Raw genomic sequence first — 20,670 nt, 5'->3', positions numbered from 1 at the left:
AATCCTGAACAGGTCATTCTAGATGCCGGATACAAGACTCCCCCCATCGCCAAAAAATCTGATTCTTGACCTGATAATGCAAAAAGCGACCGATTTCCGTATGGAATGGTCGCTTTGTCTACAGTCTGAGACGGCCAACGGCCGTCTTTTGTTCTGTTCCTATTCCTGTGTTTCTTTGTATCTTATGAGTGCAGATTCAAGAATCTTCACTGCAAGTTTAAGGTCTTCAATATTGATGCAGTAGGACAATCTGACCTCGTTTACACCAAGTCCTTCAGTTAAATAGAATCCTTCAGCAGGTGCCATCATAAGGGTGGTATTCTCATAACTGTATTCTTCGAGGATCCATTTACAGAAGTTTTCCGCATTTTTTATCGGCAGACCGATGATCATGTAGAACGCTCCTGTGGGCTTTTTCACCTGTACATCTTTAATCGCAGAAATTCCTTCAAACAGAACGTCTCTTCTTGCCTGATATTCCTTCTTGACTTCATCAAAGTAGGATTGTGGAGTTTCATAAAGTGTTGCAGCCCCAATCTGTTCCAGAGTAGGCACACATAGTCTTGACTGAGCCAGTTTCATGATTGCATCGATGATTTCCTTATTCTTTGAAGCAACCAGGCCGATACGTGCTCCGCACGCGCTGTATCGCTTGCTTATGGAATCGATCAGAATGACTCTCTGACTGATGTCTTCAATTTCAAGTGGAGAGAAAAATTCCGGATCGTCATAGACGAACTCTCTGTACACTTCATCTGATATCAGAAACAGGTTATGCTCTTTGCACAGATCAGCAAGCATTTCAATTTCTTCTCTTGTATAAACTGCACCCGTCGGATTTGAAGGACTGGAGATCAGAATGGCTTTTGTTTTATCGCTGATGATCTCTTCAAATTTTTCTCTTGAAGGAAGGTGGAAGCCATCTTCTCCATAGGTCGTAATGGGTCTGACTTTACATCCTGCAATATCGGTAAACGAGGAATAATTGGTATAGAAAGGCTCAGGAACGATGACCTCGTCATCCGGATTGCAGATGGCATAAAGGGAGAAGTAAAGACCCTCTGAACCCCCATTTGTAACAATCATGTTGCTGTGCTCAAACTCAATTCCGATACTCTTATAGTACTTGATGAATGAGTCAAGCAGAACAGTTTCACCTCTTGACTCGGAGTATTTGAGAACCTTACCGTCAAAATTCTTCATGGCTTCAAAAAACTGAGGTGGTGTCTCGATATCCGGCTGACCGATATTCAGGCCTAGAACTCTAAGCCCTTTATCTCTTGCTGCCTGGGCATAGGGTGATAGTTTTCTTATGGGTGAGTATTTCATGCTGTTCACTCTATTGGATAGTTTCATCTTATTACCTCGCTTTATTTAAATGTGCAGTATTTTAGTAATACTTGTTCAGAACCTTAGCCAGTCTTTCTATGCCTTCTCTGATTTTCTCTTCGGACATGCAGGAATAGTTTAGTCTCATGAAATTGTTCTTTCCGCCATTTGCAAAGAAAGAAGCACCCGGGACAAAAGCTACATTTTCAAGCAGAGCTTCAGCAAGTATCGCTTTAGTGTCCATATCTTCTTTAACTTTTGCCCATGTGAACAATCCGCCATCTGATTCCGTATAAGTGATATCTGGATGGAAATGTGCCTTCATCGTATCGAGCATAACGGTTCTTCGTTTTGAGTAGACATCAATAATTTTTGTGATATGTTTGTTCAGATCAAATCTTGTCATGTATTCTGCAGCGATTCTCTGATCAAGTGATGAGGTCTGAAGATCGGAACCCTGTTTAATCTGAATGAATTTATTGATCAGTACCGGATTGCCCACTACCCATCCGATTCTTAATCCTGGTGTGAACGTTTTGGAGTATGTGCCAAGGTAGATTACTCTGCCTTCAGTATCCAGAGATTTGATCGGTCTGATCTGTTCACTGGCAAAACATAGTTCTGCATATGGAGAATCCTCTATGATCACAAGATCATATTCGTTTGCAAGTACGATCAGTTTCTTTCTTTTTTCCATGGACATGGTAATCCCTGATGGATTCTGGAAATCAGGAATGGTATAAAGAAACTTTGGTTTCAAACCGCTTTTTAAAAGTTCTTCAAGTCTGTCAGTGTCAATACCGTCGCATTGCAGCGGAATTTCCACATATTCAGGACCGTACGCAAGAAACGCATTAAGTGCACCAAGATATGTTGGTGATTCTACGAAAATCTTATCGCCTTCATTGATAAACATCTTCCCGACGTAATCAAGAGCCTGCTGAGAGCCTGATGTGATGAAGATCTCATCCAGATCGGCTTTGATGTTCACTCGTTCCAGTCTCTGGCTGATGATGATTTCTCTAAGTTTCTGAAGTCCCTCAGTCGGACTGTATTGAAGAGCACTCTGTCCTTCATTAAGTATAACGTCTTTTGCCACATCAGCAATATCTGCCAGCGGAAAAAGTTCTGCTGCAGGTAGCCCGCCCGCAAAGGATATGATGTTCGGCTGAACCGTAAGTTTCAGCAGTTCACGAATTTCTGAAGCTTTAATCCTCAGTGCGCGATCTGAAAAATCAATATTCATTATTACACCCCCGAATAATTTACAAACTAAGTATAAACGTTTTCAGAAATACTATCAATAATGATAATTCATTAACAATATGGCAGAACTTCATACAATACAGTGTAATTTAATGAATTATAACCAGAATTTACCCGGATTTGCTAATAAAATGCATAAAATCCAGTACTATTATTTATTTGATATTTTCGCTATAATAGAAATGTTGTTTAATGATCGAAATATGTGTCCTGCTTTCAGGATAGATGGATATAACAGAGGATAAAAGGGGAAGCTATGTTGAATAAAAAATACCTTATAGAAACCTGGGGCTGTCAGATGAACGAGGAAGATTCTGAAAAGCTGTCAGGTATGCTTAGAAATATGGGATACGAAGAGACACTCTTCAGAGATAAAGCAGACGTAATAATCTTCAATACCTGTGCGGTAAGAGAAAATGCGGAACTTAAAGTATATGGTAATCTGGGCGCTTTAAAAGCGTTGAAAAAGAAGAATCCGGATATGATTCTCGCTGTCTGCGGATGTATGATGCAGCAGAAAGGCGTTCCGGAAGAAATACTCAGAAAATATAAACAGGTGGATATTGTTTTTGGTACCCACAATGCGCATAAATTTCCGGAATATCTCGAAAGAGCCAAGACTGAAAATGCCCAGATCTGTGAAATCTATGAGAAGGAAACTGAGATCATCGAAGGAATTCCCATCGTAAGAGATTCAGATATTAAAGCTTTTGTCACCATTATGTACGGATGCAATAATTTCTGCACATTCTGTGTCGTTCCTTATGTCAGAGGAAGAGAGAGATCCAGAAAGCCTGAAGATATCCTGAATGAAATCAGGACACTTGTATCTAAGGGATATAGAGAAGTCACTCTTCTGGGACAGAACGTCAATTCCTACGGGCTGAATCTTGATGAAAATGTGAGCTTTGCGAAACTCCTGCGAATGGTCAATGAAGTGGAAGGTCTTGAACGGATCAGATTCATGACTTCGCATCCAAAAGATCTGCAATCAGATGTGATTGATGCAGTCGCTGAATGTGATAAGGTGGTGGAACAGGTTCATCTGCCTGTCCAGAGCGGTTCAAATGCATTACTGAAAAAGATGAACAGAAGCTATACACGAGAAAAATATATGGAAATCGTGGAGAAGATCAAACATGATATTCCTGGTGTAGCAATCACTACGGACATAATTGTCGGTTTCCCCGGTGAAACGGAAGAAGATTTTGAAGAGACACTGAAGCTTGTGGAAGAAGTTAAGTATGATTCAGCGTATACCTATATTTATTCCAGGCGCAAGTATACACCTGCCGATCGTATGAAGGAACAGATTCCTGAAGAAATCAAGCACGAACGGTTTAACCGTCTTGTGGAGGCCATCAACCGGCACTCCATAGCAATCAACAAGACCTATCAGGATCAGGTGGTTGAAGTGCTGGTGGAAGGTCTGAGCAAAAACAATGAAGAGTATTTGCAAGGCAGGACCCGAACCGGAAAGACTGTAAATTTTCCTGGCAATGAATCTTTAAAAGGAAAGCTTGTGGATATCCGTATTACGAAAGCAAGATCGTTCAGTTTAATGGGTGAGATTGCAGTACAGGATGATTTTGAAAGCGCTCAGTTAAACCGGAGTTAAATAGCTCCCCATCTGGCATTCTCCAACCTTTTGGAGAATGCCTTTTGTTTCATACTGAAATGGATACATACTACAGAAATTTATAGTTTCTTTTGGTATACTGATAGATAGATGAGTTTACGGAGGATTGAAATTATGGCTTTAACACCAATGATGCAACAATATTTTTCCATTAAAGAAAAATACAAAGACTGTATCTTGTTTTACAGACTAGGTGATTTTTATGAAATGTTCTTTGAGGATGCAGAACTGGCTTCAAGAGAACTAGAACTGGTCCTCACAGGAAGAGACTGCGGCCTGGAGGAACGGGCTCCCATGTGCGGGATTCCTTATCATGCTGCTAATGGGTACATAGGCAGACTGATCACCAAAGGATATAAAGTCGGAATCTGCGAACAGGTTGAAGATCCGAAAGAAGCAAAGGGAATTGTAAAGCGTGAAGTGGTCAGAATCATCACACCAGGTACGCTGCTTGATGAGAATTTCATGGACAACAAACGAAACAATTATATTATGGCTGTCAGCGATATGGGTGAATGGTACGGACTGGCATTCTGCGATATTTCAACAGGTGAATTTCAGGGTACTTATATCACGAAGGATATTGTTCAGCTGGATAACGAAATCAGTAAATTCTCACCTAAAGAAGTCGTTGCGACAAACGAGATGATCTGTGAGCATATCACGAAGAAATGGAATATTCTCTGCAATATGCGAGAGATGGAAGAAGCGATCGATAAAGGTACGGTGCAGAACTACTTCAAGAGCCTATCTGGCGGTTACAACTCAGTAGTAGCGTCAGCGTCGAGTGTTCTGGTCGCCTACCTTGAGGAAACGCAGAAGACCGCTCTGACAAATCTTACCCATCTGGAAGTTTATAATACAGAAGACTCCATGACACTTGATGTAAACACAAAAAGGAATCTTGAACTTACCGAGAACATCGTGGACAAGCGAAAAAAGGGAAGCCTTTTATGGGTTCTCGACGATACTGCTACAGCTATGGGATCCAGAAATCTGAGAAGATGGATTGAAGCACCGCTGATCAACAAGGAGATCATCACGAAAAGACTTGATGCAGTGGAGGCTGTATACGGTAATCTTGATCTTCTAGAAGACTTAAGAGAAGCCCTTAAAGGCGTTTATGATATAGAAAGAATTGTATCCAAGATTGCCCTGAAATCGGTCAATCCCAAAGAGATGCTGACTCTGAAGAAATCACTGGGTAATCTCCCGGAAATCAGAAAACTGATCAGCAGAGTCGATTATGGAGAACTTTCAAAACTTGCCAAGAAATTCGATCCGATGGAAGATATCTATGATCTCCTTGAAAAGAGTATTGAAGATGATGCACCCATGTCCCTGAAAGACGGAAACATCATCAGAAGCACCTACAGTCAGGAAATTGCAGAACTGCGGGACATCAAGTTCAACGGAAAAAAATGGATCGCTGAAATGGAGCAGAAGGAAAGAGAGTTTACAGGGATAAAGTCTCTTAAAGTAGGCTACAATAAGGTTTTCGGATACTATATCGAAATCTCGAAGTCCAATTACGGAAATATTCCTGAAGGCAGATATGTGAGAAAACAGACCCTCGCTAATGCAGAGCGGTTCATAACCGAAGACCTGAAGAACATTGAAGATAAGATTCTGGGAGCAGATGAAAAGCTGGTTACTCTGGAATATCGTATTTTCGGAGAAATCAGAAACCTGATTGAACTCGAGATCGAAAGACTCAAAATGACGTCGCGAATCATAGCGGATCTTGACTGCTATCAGTGTTTTGCACAGGTGGCAAGAGATAACGGCTATATCAGGCCTCAGCTCAACGACGAAGGGAAAATCCTGATTGTTGAAGGTAGACATCCCGTAGTTGAAAGGATGATGCAGAAGGGTGAATTCGTCTCGAACAATCTTACGATGAATCAGAGCGATGAGCGGTTTCTCATCATCACAGGACCCAATATGGCCGGTAAATCGACCTATATGAGGCAGGTCGCGCTCATAAGCCTTATGGCTCAGGTTGGTTCATTTGTTCCGGCAAAGTCCGCAAATCTGCCCATCTGCGACAGAATCTTTACGAGAATCGGTGCATCTGACGATCTGGCCGGAGGTAAATCCACGTTCATGGTCGAAATGAGCGAGGTATCTGATATCCTCTTAAATGCCACAGAACGCTCCCTGATCATCCTTGATGAGGTTGGGAGAGGTACAAGTACCTATGACGGTCTTTCGATCGCCTGGGCGGTAATTGAGTACATCCTCAAAGAGATCTCTGGCGCGAAAACGCTTTTCGCAACCCATTATCATGAACTGACTGTTCTTGAGGGCGAGCTTGAAGGGGTAAAAAATTACTCTGTTCTCGTGAAGGAAGTAGGCAAGAGTATTGCCTTCCTGAGGAAAATCGTACCCGGTGGTGCGGATGAATCCTATGGTATAGAAGTGGCGCGTCTTGCCGGACTGCCCAAGAATCTTCTTGGACGAGCCAAGGAAATCCTTTCAAGGCTTGAAAAGAAAGACACCAAAGTGATCAAGGCTATTCATCAGGTTGAAGAAAAGCAGGAATCACTTCAGCTTGGCCTGTTCGACTATGAGAAAGTGGTCATGCTGGAACGGCTAAAAGCATTGGATGTCATGAACATGACACCCATGGAAGCACTTAAGGTACTGCATGAGCTGAGCACAGATGCAAAGGAGTTGAGCTGATGGGGAAAATCAATATCCTGTCCAAGGATACATTCAACAAGATCGCCGCAGGCGAGGTCGTTGAAAGACCTGCCTCTGTAGTCAAGGAACTGATTGAAAATGCGATCGATGCAAAAGCGACTGAAATTTATGTCGAGATCACAGAAGGCGGAGAAGCCCTGATCAAGATTGTAGACAACGGAGAAGGCATTCTTGAAGAAGATATGAGGAATGCCTTTCTTCCCCATGCCACAAGTAAGATTAAAACGGCTGATGATCTTTTTTCCATCAGTACAATGGGATTCAGAGGAGAAGCACTTTCAAGTATCGCTTCAGTTTCAAAGGTCCTCACACGATCTAAGACAGTGGGCTGCGACGGCAGAGAAATCCTCGTTGAAGGGGGAGAAATAAGATATGAGAAATTCTCACCTATGGATCAGGGAACACTTATGGAAATCAGAGATCTTTTCTATAACGTTCCAGCAAGAAAGAAGTTTCTGAAAACCGCGTCTCGTGAAGGGACGATCATCTCCGAAATCGTGTCAAAAATCTCCATAGCGCATCCTGATATTTCCTTTAAACTTGTGGTTGAAGGCAGAGAGGTTCTGAGAACCTATGGAACAGGTAATCAGAAGGATGTGATCCGGCAGGTATACAGTAAGAAGGTATACGAGAATCTGTTCTATTTCGAAAATCATTTTGACTCGTTCAGTGTGCACGGCTACATCGGTAATGAAGAGATTTCAAGAGGTTCACGTTCCCAGGAGACGATCTTCGTCAATAAGAGACTGATCCAGTCAAAGGTCATAACTACTGCAGCTGAGAAAGCGTTCAAATCCTTTGCAACGGTAAGCAGATTTCCATTCTTCGTGATCAATATCGATGTTTTTCCTGAAATCATTGATGTCAATATTCATCCACAGAAAGCGGAAATCAAATTCGAAGATGAAGGTCATATATTCAAAAGCGTATTCGGCACCGTCCACGCAGCTATGGGAGAAGGGCTCAGGGAGACTTTTTCGGTGGTTGAAGAGGAAAAGAATGATTCATTTGTTCAGCTTACCCATGAAGCTGTAAGTGAACCTGTATATATCGATATACCGGTGGATACCATGAAGGAAGATCATCCGGACAGACCGTTAAATCAAGGGAAGACAGCAGGCTATGTAGAGGAGAAACGAGACTCCGTCTACAACGGAAAAGAAGAACATAATGATACAGATTTAAACAGATATCCTTTTGATACCTCAGAAGTTAAAGTCAGTCAGAGTATTGAAAGAACAGCCAAATTCCCTATGCCGAGAATCATCGGTCAGTTCAGGGGAACATACATCCTTACACAGATTCACGATGAACTGTATATATTCGATCAGCATGCTGCACATGAAAAAATAAACTTCGAGAAATATATGAAGGAAATCAGAGAAGGGGCAGTCGCATCACAGAGTCTTCTCATTCCTGAAATTCTTGATCTGGATCTGGAAGATCATGAGCTATACAGAGAGAACCGCGAAGTGCTGAGTGAGGCCGGGTTTCTTATTGAAGATTTTGGAGACCGGAGCATTTCCATAAGAGAAGTTCCGCTGTTTCTTGGCAAAGTTCAGGCATCTTCCTATTTGCATGAGATACTGGACAACATCAGGAATCTTGGTAAAGGAAATAAAGAAGACGTCAAATATTTAAGAATTGCAACTGCAGCCTGCAAGTCATCCATCAAGGCCTACGAGGAACTGTCCGTCGAAGAGATGAGATACCTTATAGATGAACTGAGACACATTGATGAACCATTTGCATGTCCCCATGGAAGACCCACTCTGGTGAAGATGACAGAAAAGGATCTTCAGAAGATGTTTAGGAGAATCGTATAGAGATGAAAAATACACTGATTATAATAGCCGGGCCCACAGGTGTGGGTAAAACGGAAATATCGCTTGAACTTGCTGAAAGAACAGGTGGAGAAATCATATCCTGCGACTCCATGCAGATCTATGAAGGTATGGATATCGGTTCAGCTAAAGCGGATGAAGAGGAAAGAAGAAGAGTCGTTCACCATATGATCGATGTGGTGACGCCCTTTGATCCCTTCACAGTATCGGATTATAAAGAGGCTGCGGAGAAAGCGATTGATGAGATTCTCTCTAGAGGTAAAGTGCCTATAATGGTGGGAGGAACAGGGCTTTACATTGACGCTGTCATTAAGGATCTTTCCTTCACAGAAGGTGGGAACGATCAGAAATATCGAGAAGCTATTGAAGTTCTTGCAAGAACAGAAGGGAATGAGGAAGTTCATCGCATGCTTGCATCGGTAGATCCCGAAGCGGCAGAAAAGATCCATCCGAACAATCTCAAACGGGTGATCCGAGCTCTGGAAGTGCAGCATGTGACAGGGAAACCTTTCAGCAGCTTTAAAGATACAGGCAGACTTAACCCGAAATATGACGTACATTATTTTTATCTTAACAAGAACCGTAAAGACCTTTATGAAGGCATAGACAGAAGGGTTGAAATCATGATGGATATGGGACTGCTGGATGAAATCAGACGTCTGAAAGCCTCTGGACTTGATGAGTCGTATGTATCCATGAAGGGAATAGGATACAAGGAAATGCTTTCCTACCTGGATGGAGAATGTTCGCTGGAGGAAGCAAAGGATCTGGTCAAGCAGCGTTCACGAAATTATGCCAAAAGACAGCTCACCTGGTTCAGACACAATGAATATGCGACAGAACTGAGTAAAGACCAGTATTCCGATGAAGAAATCCTGATTATTCTTGAAAAATACGCCAATGGATGGTATGAAACACGTTAATGTAATATAATGAGTATAAGATATATTACAAATATTACGTAAAGATAAACGAAATTGGGGGAATAATCATGAATAAGGTAATCAACAATTATCAGGATGTTTTCTTGAATGGTGCAAGGAAAACCAGAATGTTTCTGACGATACATCTTGTGAACGGATTTCAGCTTAAGGGCATCGTCAAGGGATTCGATAACTATGTGATCGTTCTTGAAACTGATGAAAAACAGATGCTGGTATACAAACATGCTGTGACCACAATTACGCCGAATAAACCGATTCTTATTCTTGAAGAAGATAAGGATGAGGAGTAATAAGACTGAAGGGCTGCTTTGAAGGTAAGCCCTTTTTCTTTGGTGTCATTCTACCCATTCTTAGTGTAAAATTATTGTTGGTTAAAGAAAAAAGAGAATAGCTCTAACCGTGTTATGATAAGTTCACCTACAAACAACACATAACGGAAGGAGCTATCCTCTTGAACATTATAGCTGAACTGAACAGAAAAATCACTACCCATATGACAACCTGCCTGGACACGGCACTGGAAGAAAACAGCGGGCTGACCGGAATGGTGGAATCCACCCTGAAGCTTGTGAGGGAAATGGGCAGAGACATCCTTGAGGAGTTAATTGAGTCTCTTGAAGAATCCCTCCTCCACAGCGACGAGCGGAAGGAAGAATGGACCATCCACAGCAGAAACCGCGAGAAGAAAATATCCACGCTTCTGGGCGACGTTGCCTTTAGCAGGACATACTACAGAAACAGGAAAACCGGTGACTTCAGGCACCTCGTGGACGATCTGCTGGATATCGAGCCTCATTCCAGAATGGATACAGGTCTCAAGGCCGATATGCTGAACAAGGCCAAGGAGATGTCCTACGAACAGGTTGTCAGAAGCTATGACGACATCAGCATCCGAACCCGGTCTACCGTAAAGAACGTCGTTCACGGCACTTCGATGGAAGGCAGCAACTGGCCTGGTCTGAAATGCGAAAAGAAGAAAGTGCGCTTTCTTCATGTGGAAGCCGACGAGGATCATGTACACCAGCAGAAAGGCAAAGGAATGATCATGAAGCTGGCCTATGTCCACGAAGGGAAGGTCATTGTGAATCCCTTCAGTGCTGACAGGAATCAGCGTGTTAAGCTCGTTGGGCCTCAATATCTGACCGGACTTTATCCGAAGAATGATGATTTCTGGTTTGAGATTCTCGACTATCTGGACACCCGGTACGACCTGGACTCCGTCGAAAGGATCTTCCTTTCGGGGGACGGAGCCCCCTGGATCCGTGCAGGAAAAGACATCCTGCCAAAGTGCAGTTTCGTCATTGACGGCTATCACCTGTCCAAGTACATCAAGACCGCTACAGCGCTCTATAGAGGCTGGGAGAAGAAGCTCAAGAACTATGTGTATTCAGGAGATCGGGAGAAGGTGGAAGCCTATTTCGACACCATAGAGGGCAACGATCACACGGAAGCGGAACTGAAGCGATTCGACTCATGCAGGAAGTATATTCTGGGCAACTGGGATGAGGTGCAGAACAGACATCTGAACGGATATGTGGAATGCAGTGCGGAAGGCCATGTCAGCCATGTCCTCTCACACAGACTGAGTTCAAGGCCCATTTCCTGGAGCAGAACAGGCAGCGAGAATGTCGCCAGACTACGTGTGTACACACGCAATGGTGGCTCTATTCGTGGACTCCTGGAAAATGCTAAAGTGATCCGGTTGAAGGACAAAGTCAAGGTCGAAGTCAACAAATCCGCTCTGAAAAACAGGAAGAAAAGCTATGAAGAATTTTCCAGCAACATCACGATTCTGGATATCGGGAAACGCACAAATGCCTATAAATTTCTGAAATCCATAAGATCTGCATAATACGGACAAATATTTTCTGAATTCAACCAACAGTAAATTGACACTATCTTTCTTTCCCGACAATGAGAAAAAGCGAGGATTATTTGCTATAATCTTAAAAAGAGAAAAATAGGAATATGAAATCAAGGGAGAATGTATATGACAAAATATAAAGTGGTGCTTTTTGATGCCGACGATACGCTGTTCGATTTCAAAAAATCTGAAACTCATGCGTTTATGACCACATTGACGGAGTACGAAGACAATTATGATGAAAATATCCATCTTAAGGCTTATCACAGAATCAATACTCTGATATGGAAAGAGTTTGAAATGGGTGAAATCACCCAGAAGGATCTGAAGGTGGAACGCTTCAGAAGACTCAGAGATGAACTTGGACTGACGTTTTCTCCCGATGAATTTGCAGAAAAGTACATGCATCACCTGTCCCAGGCATCCTTTGTTTATCCGGAAGCGGAAGCCTTAATGGAAAAGCTCCAGGGGAAATATAAAATGGCCATCATCACCAATGGACTGACACAGGTGCAGAAAAGGAGAATAAGGAATGCTCCTTTTGCCAGGTATTTTCAGGAAGTCATCATTTCTGAAGAAATCGGTATATCAAAGCCGAATCCTGAGATCTTTATCCATACTCTGGAGAAACTCGATCACAAAGACACAGAGAGTGTGCTCATGATCGGAGACAGCCTGACATCAGATATTAAAGGCGGTGAAAAGTCGGGGATAGATACCTGCTGGTACAATCCAGAGGGTAAGGAAAATCATACATCCATAAATCCGACATTCGAAATCCGAACACTTTTGGATCTACTCGATATACTCTGATTTAAACGGATATCAGTTATATGATTAAGCCAGGCGAAAAGCCTGGCTTTTCTGCGTCTATTAGGGAATAGTTTGCTTTGATTCATAAATGAAGGATTAAGAAATTAAAATTTCATACAAGTAATGGTGGAGATTTATGAATATGACAAATTATGTAGGTATATCAATAGATTTAGCGATAATCAGTTTACGGCTATTATTGAGAAGTTACTTAACTAAATAAAAAAATGCAGGATTTAAAATTAAATTATTCATTTTTAGGCCAAATCCTATTGACACCCGGTTCTCGGTCATATACAATTCATTCTATAATTATCCATTAAGTGATGTAGGAGGAAGCGATATGAAAAAAAGAATTCTGAAAATGATGGGACTGATATTATCCAGCACAATGATCCTGGCAGCCTGCGGAGACAAAGGCAGCAGTGTGAAACTAGCCACCGGTGGCAATACCGGGACATACTATTCCTTTGGAACAGCCATGGGACAGATCATCGGGGAAAAGGCGGATATTTCATTCAACATACAGTCCACAGGAGCCTCAAAAGCCAATATTCAGCTCATTGATGCCGGAGAAGTGGATATGGCCATCGTGCAGAATGATGTTATGGACTATGCGTATAACGGAACTGACCTCTTCTTAAGCGACGGAGCGGTCACAAGCTTCTCCGCTATGGCAGCGGTATATGCTGAAGTGGTTCAGATTGTTGCAAATCCTTCATCAGGAATAAAGACCATTGCAGATCTCAAAGGAAAGAATGTTTCAGTGGGTGATGCCGGAAGCGGTGTTGAATTTAATGCCAAGCAGATTCTTGAAGCATATGGCATCACCTTCGATGACATCAATAAACAGAACCTGAGCTTTTCGGCATCGGCGGATGCCTACAAAGACAGCAAGATTGATGCTTTCTTTGCCACAGCAGGTGCACCGACAACAGCGATTATGGATCTTGTGACCAGTCAGGACATCACAATCCTGGGTATCGATGAGGACAAAGCGGAAGATCTCATGGCAAGCTATCCATTCTATACCGTTTATGACATTCCAGGTGGAACCTATACAGGTGTAGATGAAGACATCAAGACACTGGCGGTAAAAGCCACATTCATCGTCAGTAATGATCTGGATGAGGATACTGTATATAATATGACAAAAGCGCTGTTCGACAACAAAGATGCCATTGCATCTGCGCATGCAAAAGGAAAGGAAATTGATCTTGCATATGCTGTTGAAGGAATTTCGATTCCATTCCACAGTGGAGCTGAAAAGTATTTCCGTGAAGTTGGAGCAATAGATTAACATGAAAAACAGAAGCAGGCTTCTCCTAGGGGTACTTATACTTCTGGGAGGCATACTTCTTTTCCTGTGGCAGGACCGGAATCTTGTCATAATTGATGCCGATACCGGAGAAGTTTATGGAAGCTGGCCGATGAAAGAGAAAGATATTTTTTCGCTTGAATTCATCCACTCTGTGAATCAGACTCCGGTAGTGGATGAATTTATGGTGATCAAGAGCGGGTTCAGAGCACACCGAACCATATACAGCTCCTTTGGTGCAGGTGTTCAGACACAGCTGAATGAAGGCGAGAGGCTCTCATACGATGAAGATGGAAATATGATCATATCAGGTTTCAGTCAGACTTATGTGAAACTGAATCTTATCGTAGGCACGGTGAGTGATCATATTCTGACAGTCGGCAAAACAGAAATCAGTCTTAGAGAACTCTGCGGCAGAAACACCTCTGTCATACTACGGGTAAGATGACTAAGATGACGCGAAGAAAATGGGGATGAAGAAATGAAGAGTAAAAAAGAAATAGATAGATTATCAGAAGACAACGTTAAAGTGGAAGAACTGATGGCTGAATTTGACCGTGAATCCAATGTCAGGCATTTCACGGGAATCTATAAACATATAACGACGGGACTGCTTGTATCATTTGCCTTATATGTTTTCTGGATGACCCTTATTGCCACACCAGCGGAGCAGATCAGAAGATCTTCTTTCTTGGGCCTCTTGATCTTCATCGGATTCATTCTCTATCCTGTAAAGAAAGATCATGCTAAGAAAGTCAACAACATTCCATGGTATGACCTTGTATTGGCATTTATCGGATCTGGTGCATACTTCTATTATGTCTTCAATTTTGAGACCATCGTTGCTAAAGCGGTGAATATCGGAACCGTTGAGATCGTCATGGGTATTATCGGAACGCTGGCCCTTATCGAGCTCTGCAGAAGAGTAGTGGGTTATCCCATACTTGTCGTTGCTGGAGGCTTTCTTGTCTACGCATTCTACTCAGGACATTCCATAAAAAGAATCATACATCAGCTTTTCTACACTACTGACGGAATCATCGGAACGCCTCTTGGTGTAGCGGCAACATTCATAGTCCTCTTTATCATTCTTGGATCGTTCCTGGAAAAAACGGGAATCGGAACCTTCTTCATCGATATGGCCAACTCCATCGCAGGTGGCGCTTCAGGTGGTCCTGCAAAAGTAGCTGTCATTTCCAGTGCTCTTGAAGGAATGTATTCGGGCAGTTCTGTTGCAAATACCGTAGGAAGCGGCAGTGTGACGATTCCGATCATGAAGCAGACAGGATACAAGCCTGAATTTGCGGCGGCGGTTGAAGCTGCAGCTTCAACGGGCGGACAGATCATGCCTCCTATCATGGGTGCAGCTGCATTTCTTATGGCGGAAATGACCGATACACCTTATGCAACTGTCGCGATGACCGCAATTCTTCCAGCGCTTCTCTACTTCTCAGGAATCTTTATGATGATCCATCTGGAAGCGAAGAAACTGGGACTGAAAGGACTTCCCAAAGAGAGTATCCCAAACTTCTGGAAGCTTCTCTTCAAGAAAGGTTATCTGTTTCTGCCCATCGTAACCCTTGTCACTTTCATGAGTATGGGCAGAACCCCTGCCTACTCTGCAATCTATGCCATTCTGACCGCCATAGTCGTCAGTATGTTCAGTAAGGATACTCGTCTGACTCCAGCCACCTTCACCGAAGCTCTGGCCAATGGAACCAGAAATACCATGGGTGTCGCCGTTGCATGTGCAATTGCTGGAATCATTGTAGGAATCGTCACCTTGACGGGACTGGGGCAGGACCTTCTCAATGTCCTCATGAGTGTAGCAGGGACCAGCAAGCTTCTTGCACTTTTCCTTACCATGGTCAGTTGTATCGTTCTGGGTATGGGTGTACCGACCACAGCAAACTATGTCATCATGGCGACAATCACAGCACCGATCGTTATGAGTATGGGTGTACCGATGCTTGCAGCCCATATGTTTGTCTTCTATTTCGGAATTGTGGCGGACATCACACCACCTGTGGCACTGGCCGCCTATGCAGGCTCTGCAATAGCCAAATCGGATCCGTTCAAAACCGGAGTACTGGCAACAAGGCTGGCGATAACAGCCTTCATCGTTCCCTACATCTTTGCATTCAACCCTGCTATGCTGCTTATGGACACCACGCTTATTGAGGTTGTAAGAATCGTCATCACCTCACTCATCGGTATCTTCGGCGTATCTGTAGCCATGGAAGGTTTTATGTTTACAGCAATGAAGCCATGGGAAAGAATCATCATCGCAGGAGCCGGACTTATGCTCATCGATCCGAATCTTCTTACAGATCTTGCAGGAGTATCAATCATCGGCATCATGTTCATGCTGCAAATGACGAAATCAAAGAAAATGAAAATGGCTCTGGAACAGGTCGTATAGAAAGAACCTCTTATCTTCAATAAGGAAGGTAAGAGGTTTATTCATGCCATGGTTTCCTGGGCCACGCGATCCTTCGTTTTTTCTGTTTCTTTAAATACATTATGCTGAACCCCGTAGGGAGCAAAAGAATAAAGATCGGGGAATACGCCGAGGAATCCTTGTACAAAAGGATTCGAAGAGGTGACATAAAGATAGGCAAGTTCTTCATGAGCGCCAAGCTTGCACTTTGACTCCGCTGCGGTCTGTCCGAGGACAATTCTTCTATGATTATGCTCAATGCCGTACCTTATGACAAGAAGGAGCATATTGTAGTAGAGATCGATGTGAGATAGGGAAGGTGTGAATAGATACTCCTCTTCATTTTTTCTGAAGCCTCCAAGAATAAAGTACAGAATACCTGAAACTTCCTTAAGCTGAACAAAGGCAAGAAGCTGCCTTTCATCTCTGATCTCATAGATCACCGCATCACACGTTCTGAAATAGCCGATCGGCATGGTAATGAGCTTCTGCTTCATTCTTTCGTGCACACTTAAATAGAGCTCATAGTGTTCCTCACTGAACTCGCAGGGGTTAATCCTTCGGATAATAAGGCTGTTTCCTTTTTTCAGGCTCTGGATGATTTTCTTGTGGTAATTCGAGCGGGTTGCTCTGATATATGCTTCAAAGGTATCAAAATCATGTTCAAAAACAAAAACCGATTCGGTAAGATACCCCTTATGGAGATCAATACCTGAGTTCAGGACAACGACGGTACCCTTCCGGGTGCGGGCAAAAGCGCGCACAATCTCAGGAAGAGAAGAAGTGTTAAGATCCTTAGGGCAGAGGTAGCCGCATAAAGGTATGGACATGGGAAATCCCACAAAGGTGACATTGATATCCAAAGTGAAGCGGCCTAAGCTGAGATAGCTTTTCTTCTTGATGAAAGTGATGAAGATCACATGTCTGAAGAGATGATATCTCTGGCCTGACGGACTGGTTTCTTCAAGCATATCGAGCAGAGAGAGCTCCTCTTCATGATCTTTCATAATGGAAGAATAGATATCTTTATCTAAACCTTCAGGCAGATTCGTGATGTAGTCAAGCATTGAACTGATCCGGTCAAAAGTCTTCATGGGGATATCCTCCTGACATGTATGCTTGGGGATGATAAGATCACTTTGTAGGCAGATCTTTGAGCACCATGGAGTATTTTCCGCTCACAGGATGGATCTTTGGAAGGTCCTGAGAGAGGGTGATGGTTACCGAATGTACATCCATATTGGACAGGATGTAGCGAAGCTCCTTTTCGATTTTTTCGAACAGATCTTCTTTGCTGTAGCCTTCTTCGGTCCTAAGTTTCAGTTCCAGATGGTCGTAGTCTTTCTGAATCAGCTGATATCTTATTATGCCTTCTTTATCGGCAGGGTCGGTCAGCACAATCGGAGAGATTCTGACTTTTCCACCTGGATGATTGAATTCAAGGATATCATCCGTTCGCCCCTCCACTTCGATATAGGGCATCCTGTTTCCGCAGGAACAGGGCTCTTCATGAAGTGTTACTCGATCTGTAATTTCATAGCGGATGAAAGGCTGTGTAAAGTTGCTGAGGTTTGTGATGAGGAGTTTATCGGAGGGGGTTCCAGGAGATACAGGCCGATAGTCTCTATCTACAGGTTCTATGATCACCCAGTCCGCAAAAAGGTGAAGATGTCCCTCTCTGCAGGTACGCGCAATCAGACTGGCTTCTGAAGTTCCGTAAGTGTTGAATACGTAGCTTTTCATGAGCGTGGAGAGTTCAGTGCGCAGTTTATCTGAACACTTCTCACCTCCGAGGATCATGATTGCCGGTTTTGCCTTGACCGCTTTACTCCTGATATGGGGGAGGAGAAGTTCCATGGTTGTCGGATAGGCATAAAGTATAGCGGGTTTGAAGCGGTTTATCGCAGATATGATGTCCTCTTCTTTTGAATCCACACTTATGGACTGGCATCTCATTTTGTTCAGTGGCGTTGCGAGGATCTGACTCCTGTAGGAGTTGTAGGACATGCTGAATCCGTCGTTTGCAATGACGAAATATTTTCCGCGTTTAAGTCCCAGACTGATGAGATCTTTGAAGGGGAACGAGCGGATAAAATAAAGAGCCATGGTCAGATGGAATGCGCCTTTGTCCGTAAGAACGACGCAAGGCCTTCCGGTCGAGCCTGAAGTCATGCTCACCGAGCATTTATCGAAGAGGTATCTGCCCACATTGTCCTTCGTGGACATGAACTCCGTTACTGTTTCCAGTGTTATGCTGGGATCAGTCGGCCATCTGTTGAAGGACTGCATGAGGGACTGTTTTGTGGTCACAGGAAGAGCTGAAAGATCGGGGTCACTGCCCAGATTCTTGTACAGATCCTGATAATAGGGGCTGTTTTCTCTGGCAAAGCTTACAAGCTCTTTCAGTCTTTCCTTCTGAATCTTTGAAACGTCATCTCTTGATAGGTTTCGATCTCTTAATGCATAGTACACATAGTGAAGCATTCCCTTTGATTTCATATTATTGCACCTCATCACTCTACAGAATGTAAGCGGATGACAGCAGCTCAGATGGAAAATACAAGAATACCGGCGATTATGATGAACATACCTAAAAGCTGCCTTAGCTGAAGTCTTTCATTCAGCAGAAAGTATCCGAGTACCGCGACAAAAAGATATGTTGTGGAATCAAGCATCTTGGCGGTGGATAGGGGCAGGTATCTGTATGCCAGAATGGAGACGACAAGAGAGATGGTAAAAAGGAAGTAACCTGAAAGAACCAGAGGGTTCAGGTATTCCCTGATTCTTGTAGAATAAACCCTGTCTGCACTGATCTTTAGAAGAACCTGGGCTACCGCCACGAGAAATGCCGATGCGATATATACGCCGATGGAGATTTCATGCATGAGGGGTCACCACCAGTATGAGTCCGTAGATGATGAGGACTGAGCCTCCGATCATAAATGGGGTTATGACTTCATGAAAGATGACCGCTCCGAGAATCAGTCCCCAGATAATTCCGATGGCCTTATTCATGTAGGCCTGGCTGAGAGGGAGTTTCTTCAGGAGCTGCTGCCAGAAAATCGCATAGGTCATATGGAGTACATTAAGGCCGAACAGATAAAGAAAAAATCTTGCCGAAAGAAAGGGCGTAGTGGAGAGAAGCTTTCCAAGAACACCTGCAAGGGAAAGCCCGATCATAAGAAGCTGTATATATATAAAATCTTTAAGTTTGATTCCAATCATCATCTCACCCCTATATTCTGCTGGTCATGAACTATCGACTAAGTTCATCATACAAAATTGTGCCTTTCAAGCCTATGTTCTTATGGTTAATTAATTGATAAAGTAAACCTGAAAATTGGATGACCAGCAGGTTTTGAAGAGAAGCTGTGTTGAGTATGCAGGTCATTTTATCAAGCCAAGCATAAAGAGATAAGGATTTTAGCCACGGTTTAAAATGATTAACCTTCCATGTATTCTGATGAAGGTGCTGTAGTTAAGGGATTCATCAGAGGATATGAAGAGAAGGTCTCCTATGAATAATAGATTTTTTTCTATGTGCCTTTAAGGAGGGAGAAGAGGATGTCCATACAACAAGGCTCGGTTTGAAATATGTGATGAAAATGGACTGCTTCAGAAAACTGTTGTATAGCATTATTTTGCGAGTGACTATCAATCAGAGGATTCCTGTTTTTCTCGAAAAAAACAGAAAAGAAAGCATATTATTTCACATACTTCTGTATGTATCTGGAATAAATGAGAAAACCGTGATAAGCTGAAATAAAATGATCTGAAAATTCGGCCTAATACAGAATACGAGGAGTGATTAAGATGAGAGTGATTTTATTAGGACCCCCTGGAGCGGGAAAAGGTACACAGGCCAGACATATTTCCGGTAAGTTTGGCATTCCCCATATATCCACCGGAGATATCTTCATGAAGAACATCACGGGTGAAACCGAACTGGGAAAAAAAGCAAAGGAATACCTGGATAAGGGATATCTGGTTCCTGACGAAATCACCATAGACCTTGTAATAAACAGAATCAGAGAAGATGATGCGAAAAACGGATACCTGCTTGACGGATTCCCCAGAAATCTCAATCAGGGTGAAGTCCTGTTTCAGACACTGGAAGAGATGGGGGATCATCTGGATGCTGCACTTCTTATTGATGTTCCTTTTGAAGACATCAAGGAAAGAATGGAAGGCAGGAGAATATGCACCTCCTGTGGAGCGAGTTATCACATTAAGTTCAATCCCCCTGAAAAGGAAGGCGTCTGCAGCAAATGCGGTCATAAGCTGGTGCAGCGAAGGGATGATCATGTTGAAGCTGTAGAAGAAAGACTGAAGGTATATGAAGAACATACTAAGCCTCTGATCAGTTTTTTCAGGAAGAAGAATCTCCTCGTTTCCGTTGACGGTACAAAAGGAATTGAAGAAGTTACAGAGATTATTCTTGACGTTTTGACAGAAATGGATAATAAAGACAATAATGAGTGATTTATGTCATAAGTAAATGGACATT

The 20,670-nt window shown here is 43.0% G+C and carries 17 protein-coding genes; 11 read left to right on the top strand and 6 right to left on the bottom strand.

Features of this window, described 5'->3' with window-relative positions:
- Positions 1-159 precede the first annotated feature (159 nt).
- Both RTX25_RS07190 and RTX25_RS07185 read right to left on the bottom strand, forming a co-directional pair.
- Positions 160-1,356: a pyridoxal phosphate-dependent aminotransferase gene (locus RTX25_RS07190; RefSeq protein ID WP_312652212.1), complete on the bottom strand. Its 1,197-nt coding sequence runs from the start codon at positions 1,354-1,356 to the stop codon at positions 160-162.
- A 34-nt stretch (positions 1,357-1,390) separates the two neighbouring features.
- Positions 1,391-2,575 (bottom strand): PLP-dependent aminotransferase family protein, encoded by a 1,185-nt coding sequence (locus RTX25_RS07185; RefSeq protein WP_312652210.1) that lies wholly within the window; start codon positions 2,573-2,575, stop codon positions 1,391-1,393.
- A 276-nt stretch (positions 2,576-2,851) separates the two neighbouring features.
- On the opposite strand from RTX25_RS07185, the gene miaB reads away from it, so the two are divergent.
- From miaB to RTX25_RS07135, 10 genes are all read left to right on the top strand, one after another.
- Entirely contained in the window at positions 2,852-4,213 is a 1,362-nt protein-coding gene (gene miaB / locus RTX25_RS07180) for a tRNA (N6-isopentenyl adenosine(37)-C2)-methylthiotransferase MiaB (protein WP_312652208.1), read from the top strand.
- Positions 4,214-4,348: 135 nt separating this feature from the next.
- Positions 4,349-6,919, top strand: a complete 2,571-nt coding sequence (mutS, locus tag RTX25_RS07175) for a DNA mismatch repair protein MutS (protein ID WP_312652206.1) — start codon at positions 4,349-4,351, stop codon at positions 6,917-6,919.
- Positions 6,919-8,766, top strand: coding sequence for a DNA mismatch repair endonuclease MutL (mutL, locus tag RTX25_RS07170; RefSeq protein WP_312652203.1), 1,848 nt, complete (start codon positions 6,919-6,921; stop codon positions 8,764-8,766). Before mutS ends, mutL begins: the two co-directional genes overlap by 1 nt.
- 2 nt (positions 8,767-8,768) lie before the next feature.
- Positions 8,769-9,707, top strand: a complete 939-nt coding sequence (miaA, locus tag RTX25_RS07165; protein ID WP_312652202.1) for a tRNA (adenosine(37)-N6)-dimethylallyltransferase MiaA — start codon at positions 8,769-8,771, stop codon at positions 9,705-9,707.
- A gap of 68 nt (positions 9,708-9,775) precedes the next feature.
- Positions 9,776-10,018, top strand: coding sequence for an RNA chaperone Hfq (hfq, locus tag RTX25_RS07160; protein ID WP_312652200.1), 243 nt, complete (start codon positions 9,776-9,778; stop codon positions 10,016-10,018).
- 161 nt (positions 10,019-10,179) lie between these two features.
- Positions 10,180-11,580, top strand: a complete 1,401-nt coding sequence (locus RTX25_RS07155; protein ID WP_312651353.1) for an ISLre2 family transposase — start codon at positions 10,180-10,182, stop codon at positions 11,578-11,580.
- Positions 11,581-11,718: 138 nt separating this feature from the next.
- Positions 11,719-12,405: a YjjG family noncanonical pyrimidine nucleotidase gene (locus RTX25_RS07150; RefSeq protein ID WP_312652198.1), complete on the top strand. Its 687-nt coding sequence runs from the start codon at positions 11,719-11,721 to the stop codon at positions 12,403-12,405.
- 343 nt (positions 12,406-12,748) lie between these two features.
- Entirely contained in the window at positions 12,749-13,705 is a 957-nt protein-coding gene (locus RTX25_RS07145; RefSeq protein ID WP_312652196.1) for a TAXI family TRAP transporter solute-binding subunit, read from the top strand.
- A 1-nt stretch (position 13,706) separates the two neighbouring features.
- A complete protein-coding gene (locus RTX25_RS07140; protein WP_312652195.1) occupies positions 13,707-14,171 on the top strand; it encodes a DUF1850 domain-containing protein in 465 nt (154 codons plus the stop codon).
- A 33-nt stretch (positions 14,172-14,204) separates the two neighbouring features.
- Positions 14,205-16,145 (top strand): TRAP transporter permease, encoded by a 1,941-nt coding sequence (locus tag RTX25_RS07135; RefSeq protein ID WP_312652193.1) that lies wholly within the window; start codon positions 14,205-14,207, stop codon positions 16,143-16,145.
- 41 nt (positions 16,146-16,186) lie between these two features.
- Here the strand turns inward: RTX25_RS07135 and RTX25_RS07130 are convergent, their stop codons facing one another.
- The 4 genes from RTX25_RS07130 to RTX25_RS07115 are packed head-to-tail and all read right to left on the bottom strand — an operon-like array spanning position 16,187 to position 19,388.
- Positions 16,187-17,257 (bottom strand): hypothetical protein, encoded by a 1,071-nt coding sequence (locus RTX25_RS07130; RefSeq protein ID WP_312652191.1) that lies wholly within the window; start codon positions 17,255-17,257, stop codon positions 16,187-16,189.
- A 40-nt stretch (positions 17,258-17,297) separates the two neighbouring features.
- Positions 17,298-18,662: an AMP-binding protein gene (locus tag RTX25_RS07125; RefSeq protein ID WP_312652189.1), complete on the bottom strand. Its 1,365-nt coding sequence runs from the start codon at positions 18,660-18,662 to the stop codon at positions 17,298-17,300.
- A 47-nt stretch (positions 18,663-18,709) separates the two neighbouring features.
- Entirely contained in the window at positions 18,710-19,048 is a 339-nt protein-coding gene (locus RTX25_RS07120) for an EamA family transporter (protein ID WP_312652187.1), read from the bottom strand.
- Positions 19,041-19,388, bottom strand: a complete 348-nt coding sequence (locus RTX25_RS07115) for a transporter (protein WP_312652185.1) — start codon at positions 19,386-19,388, stop codon at positions 19,041-19,043. Before RTX25_RS07115 ends, RTX25_RS07120 begins: the two co-directional genes overlap by 8 nt.
- Before the next feature lie 588 nt (positions 19,389-19,976).
- Here RTX25_RS07115 and RTX25_RS07110 point away from each other — a divergent pair.
- Positions 19,977-20,645 (top strand): adenylate kinase, encoded by a 669-nt coding sequence (locus RTX25_RS07110; protein ID WP_312652184.1) that lies wholly within the window; start codon positions 19,977-19,979, stop codon positions 20,643-20,645.
- The last annotated feature ends 25 nt before the right edge of the window (positions 20,646-20,670 follow it).

The sequence above is a fragment of the Proteiniclasticum sp. genome (assembly GCF_032054185.1).
In the GTDB taxonomy this organism is placed as follows: Bacteria; Bacillota; Clostridia; order Clostridiales; family Clostridiaceae; genus Proteiniclasticum.
Note: the sequence above shows the minus strand (reverse complement) of the source record. Positions and strands in the feature narration are given on the sequence as shown.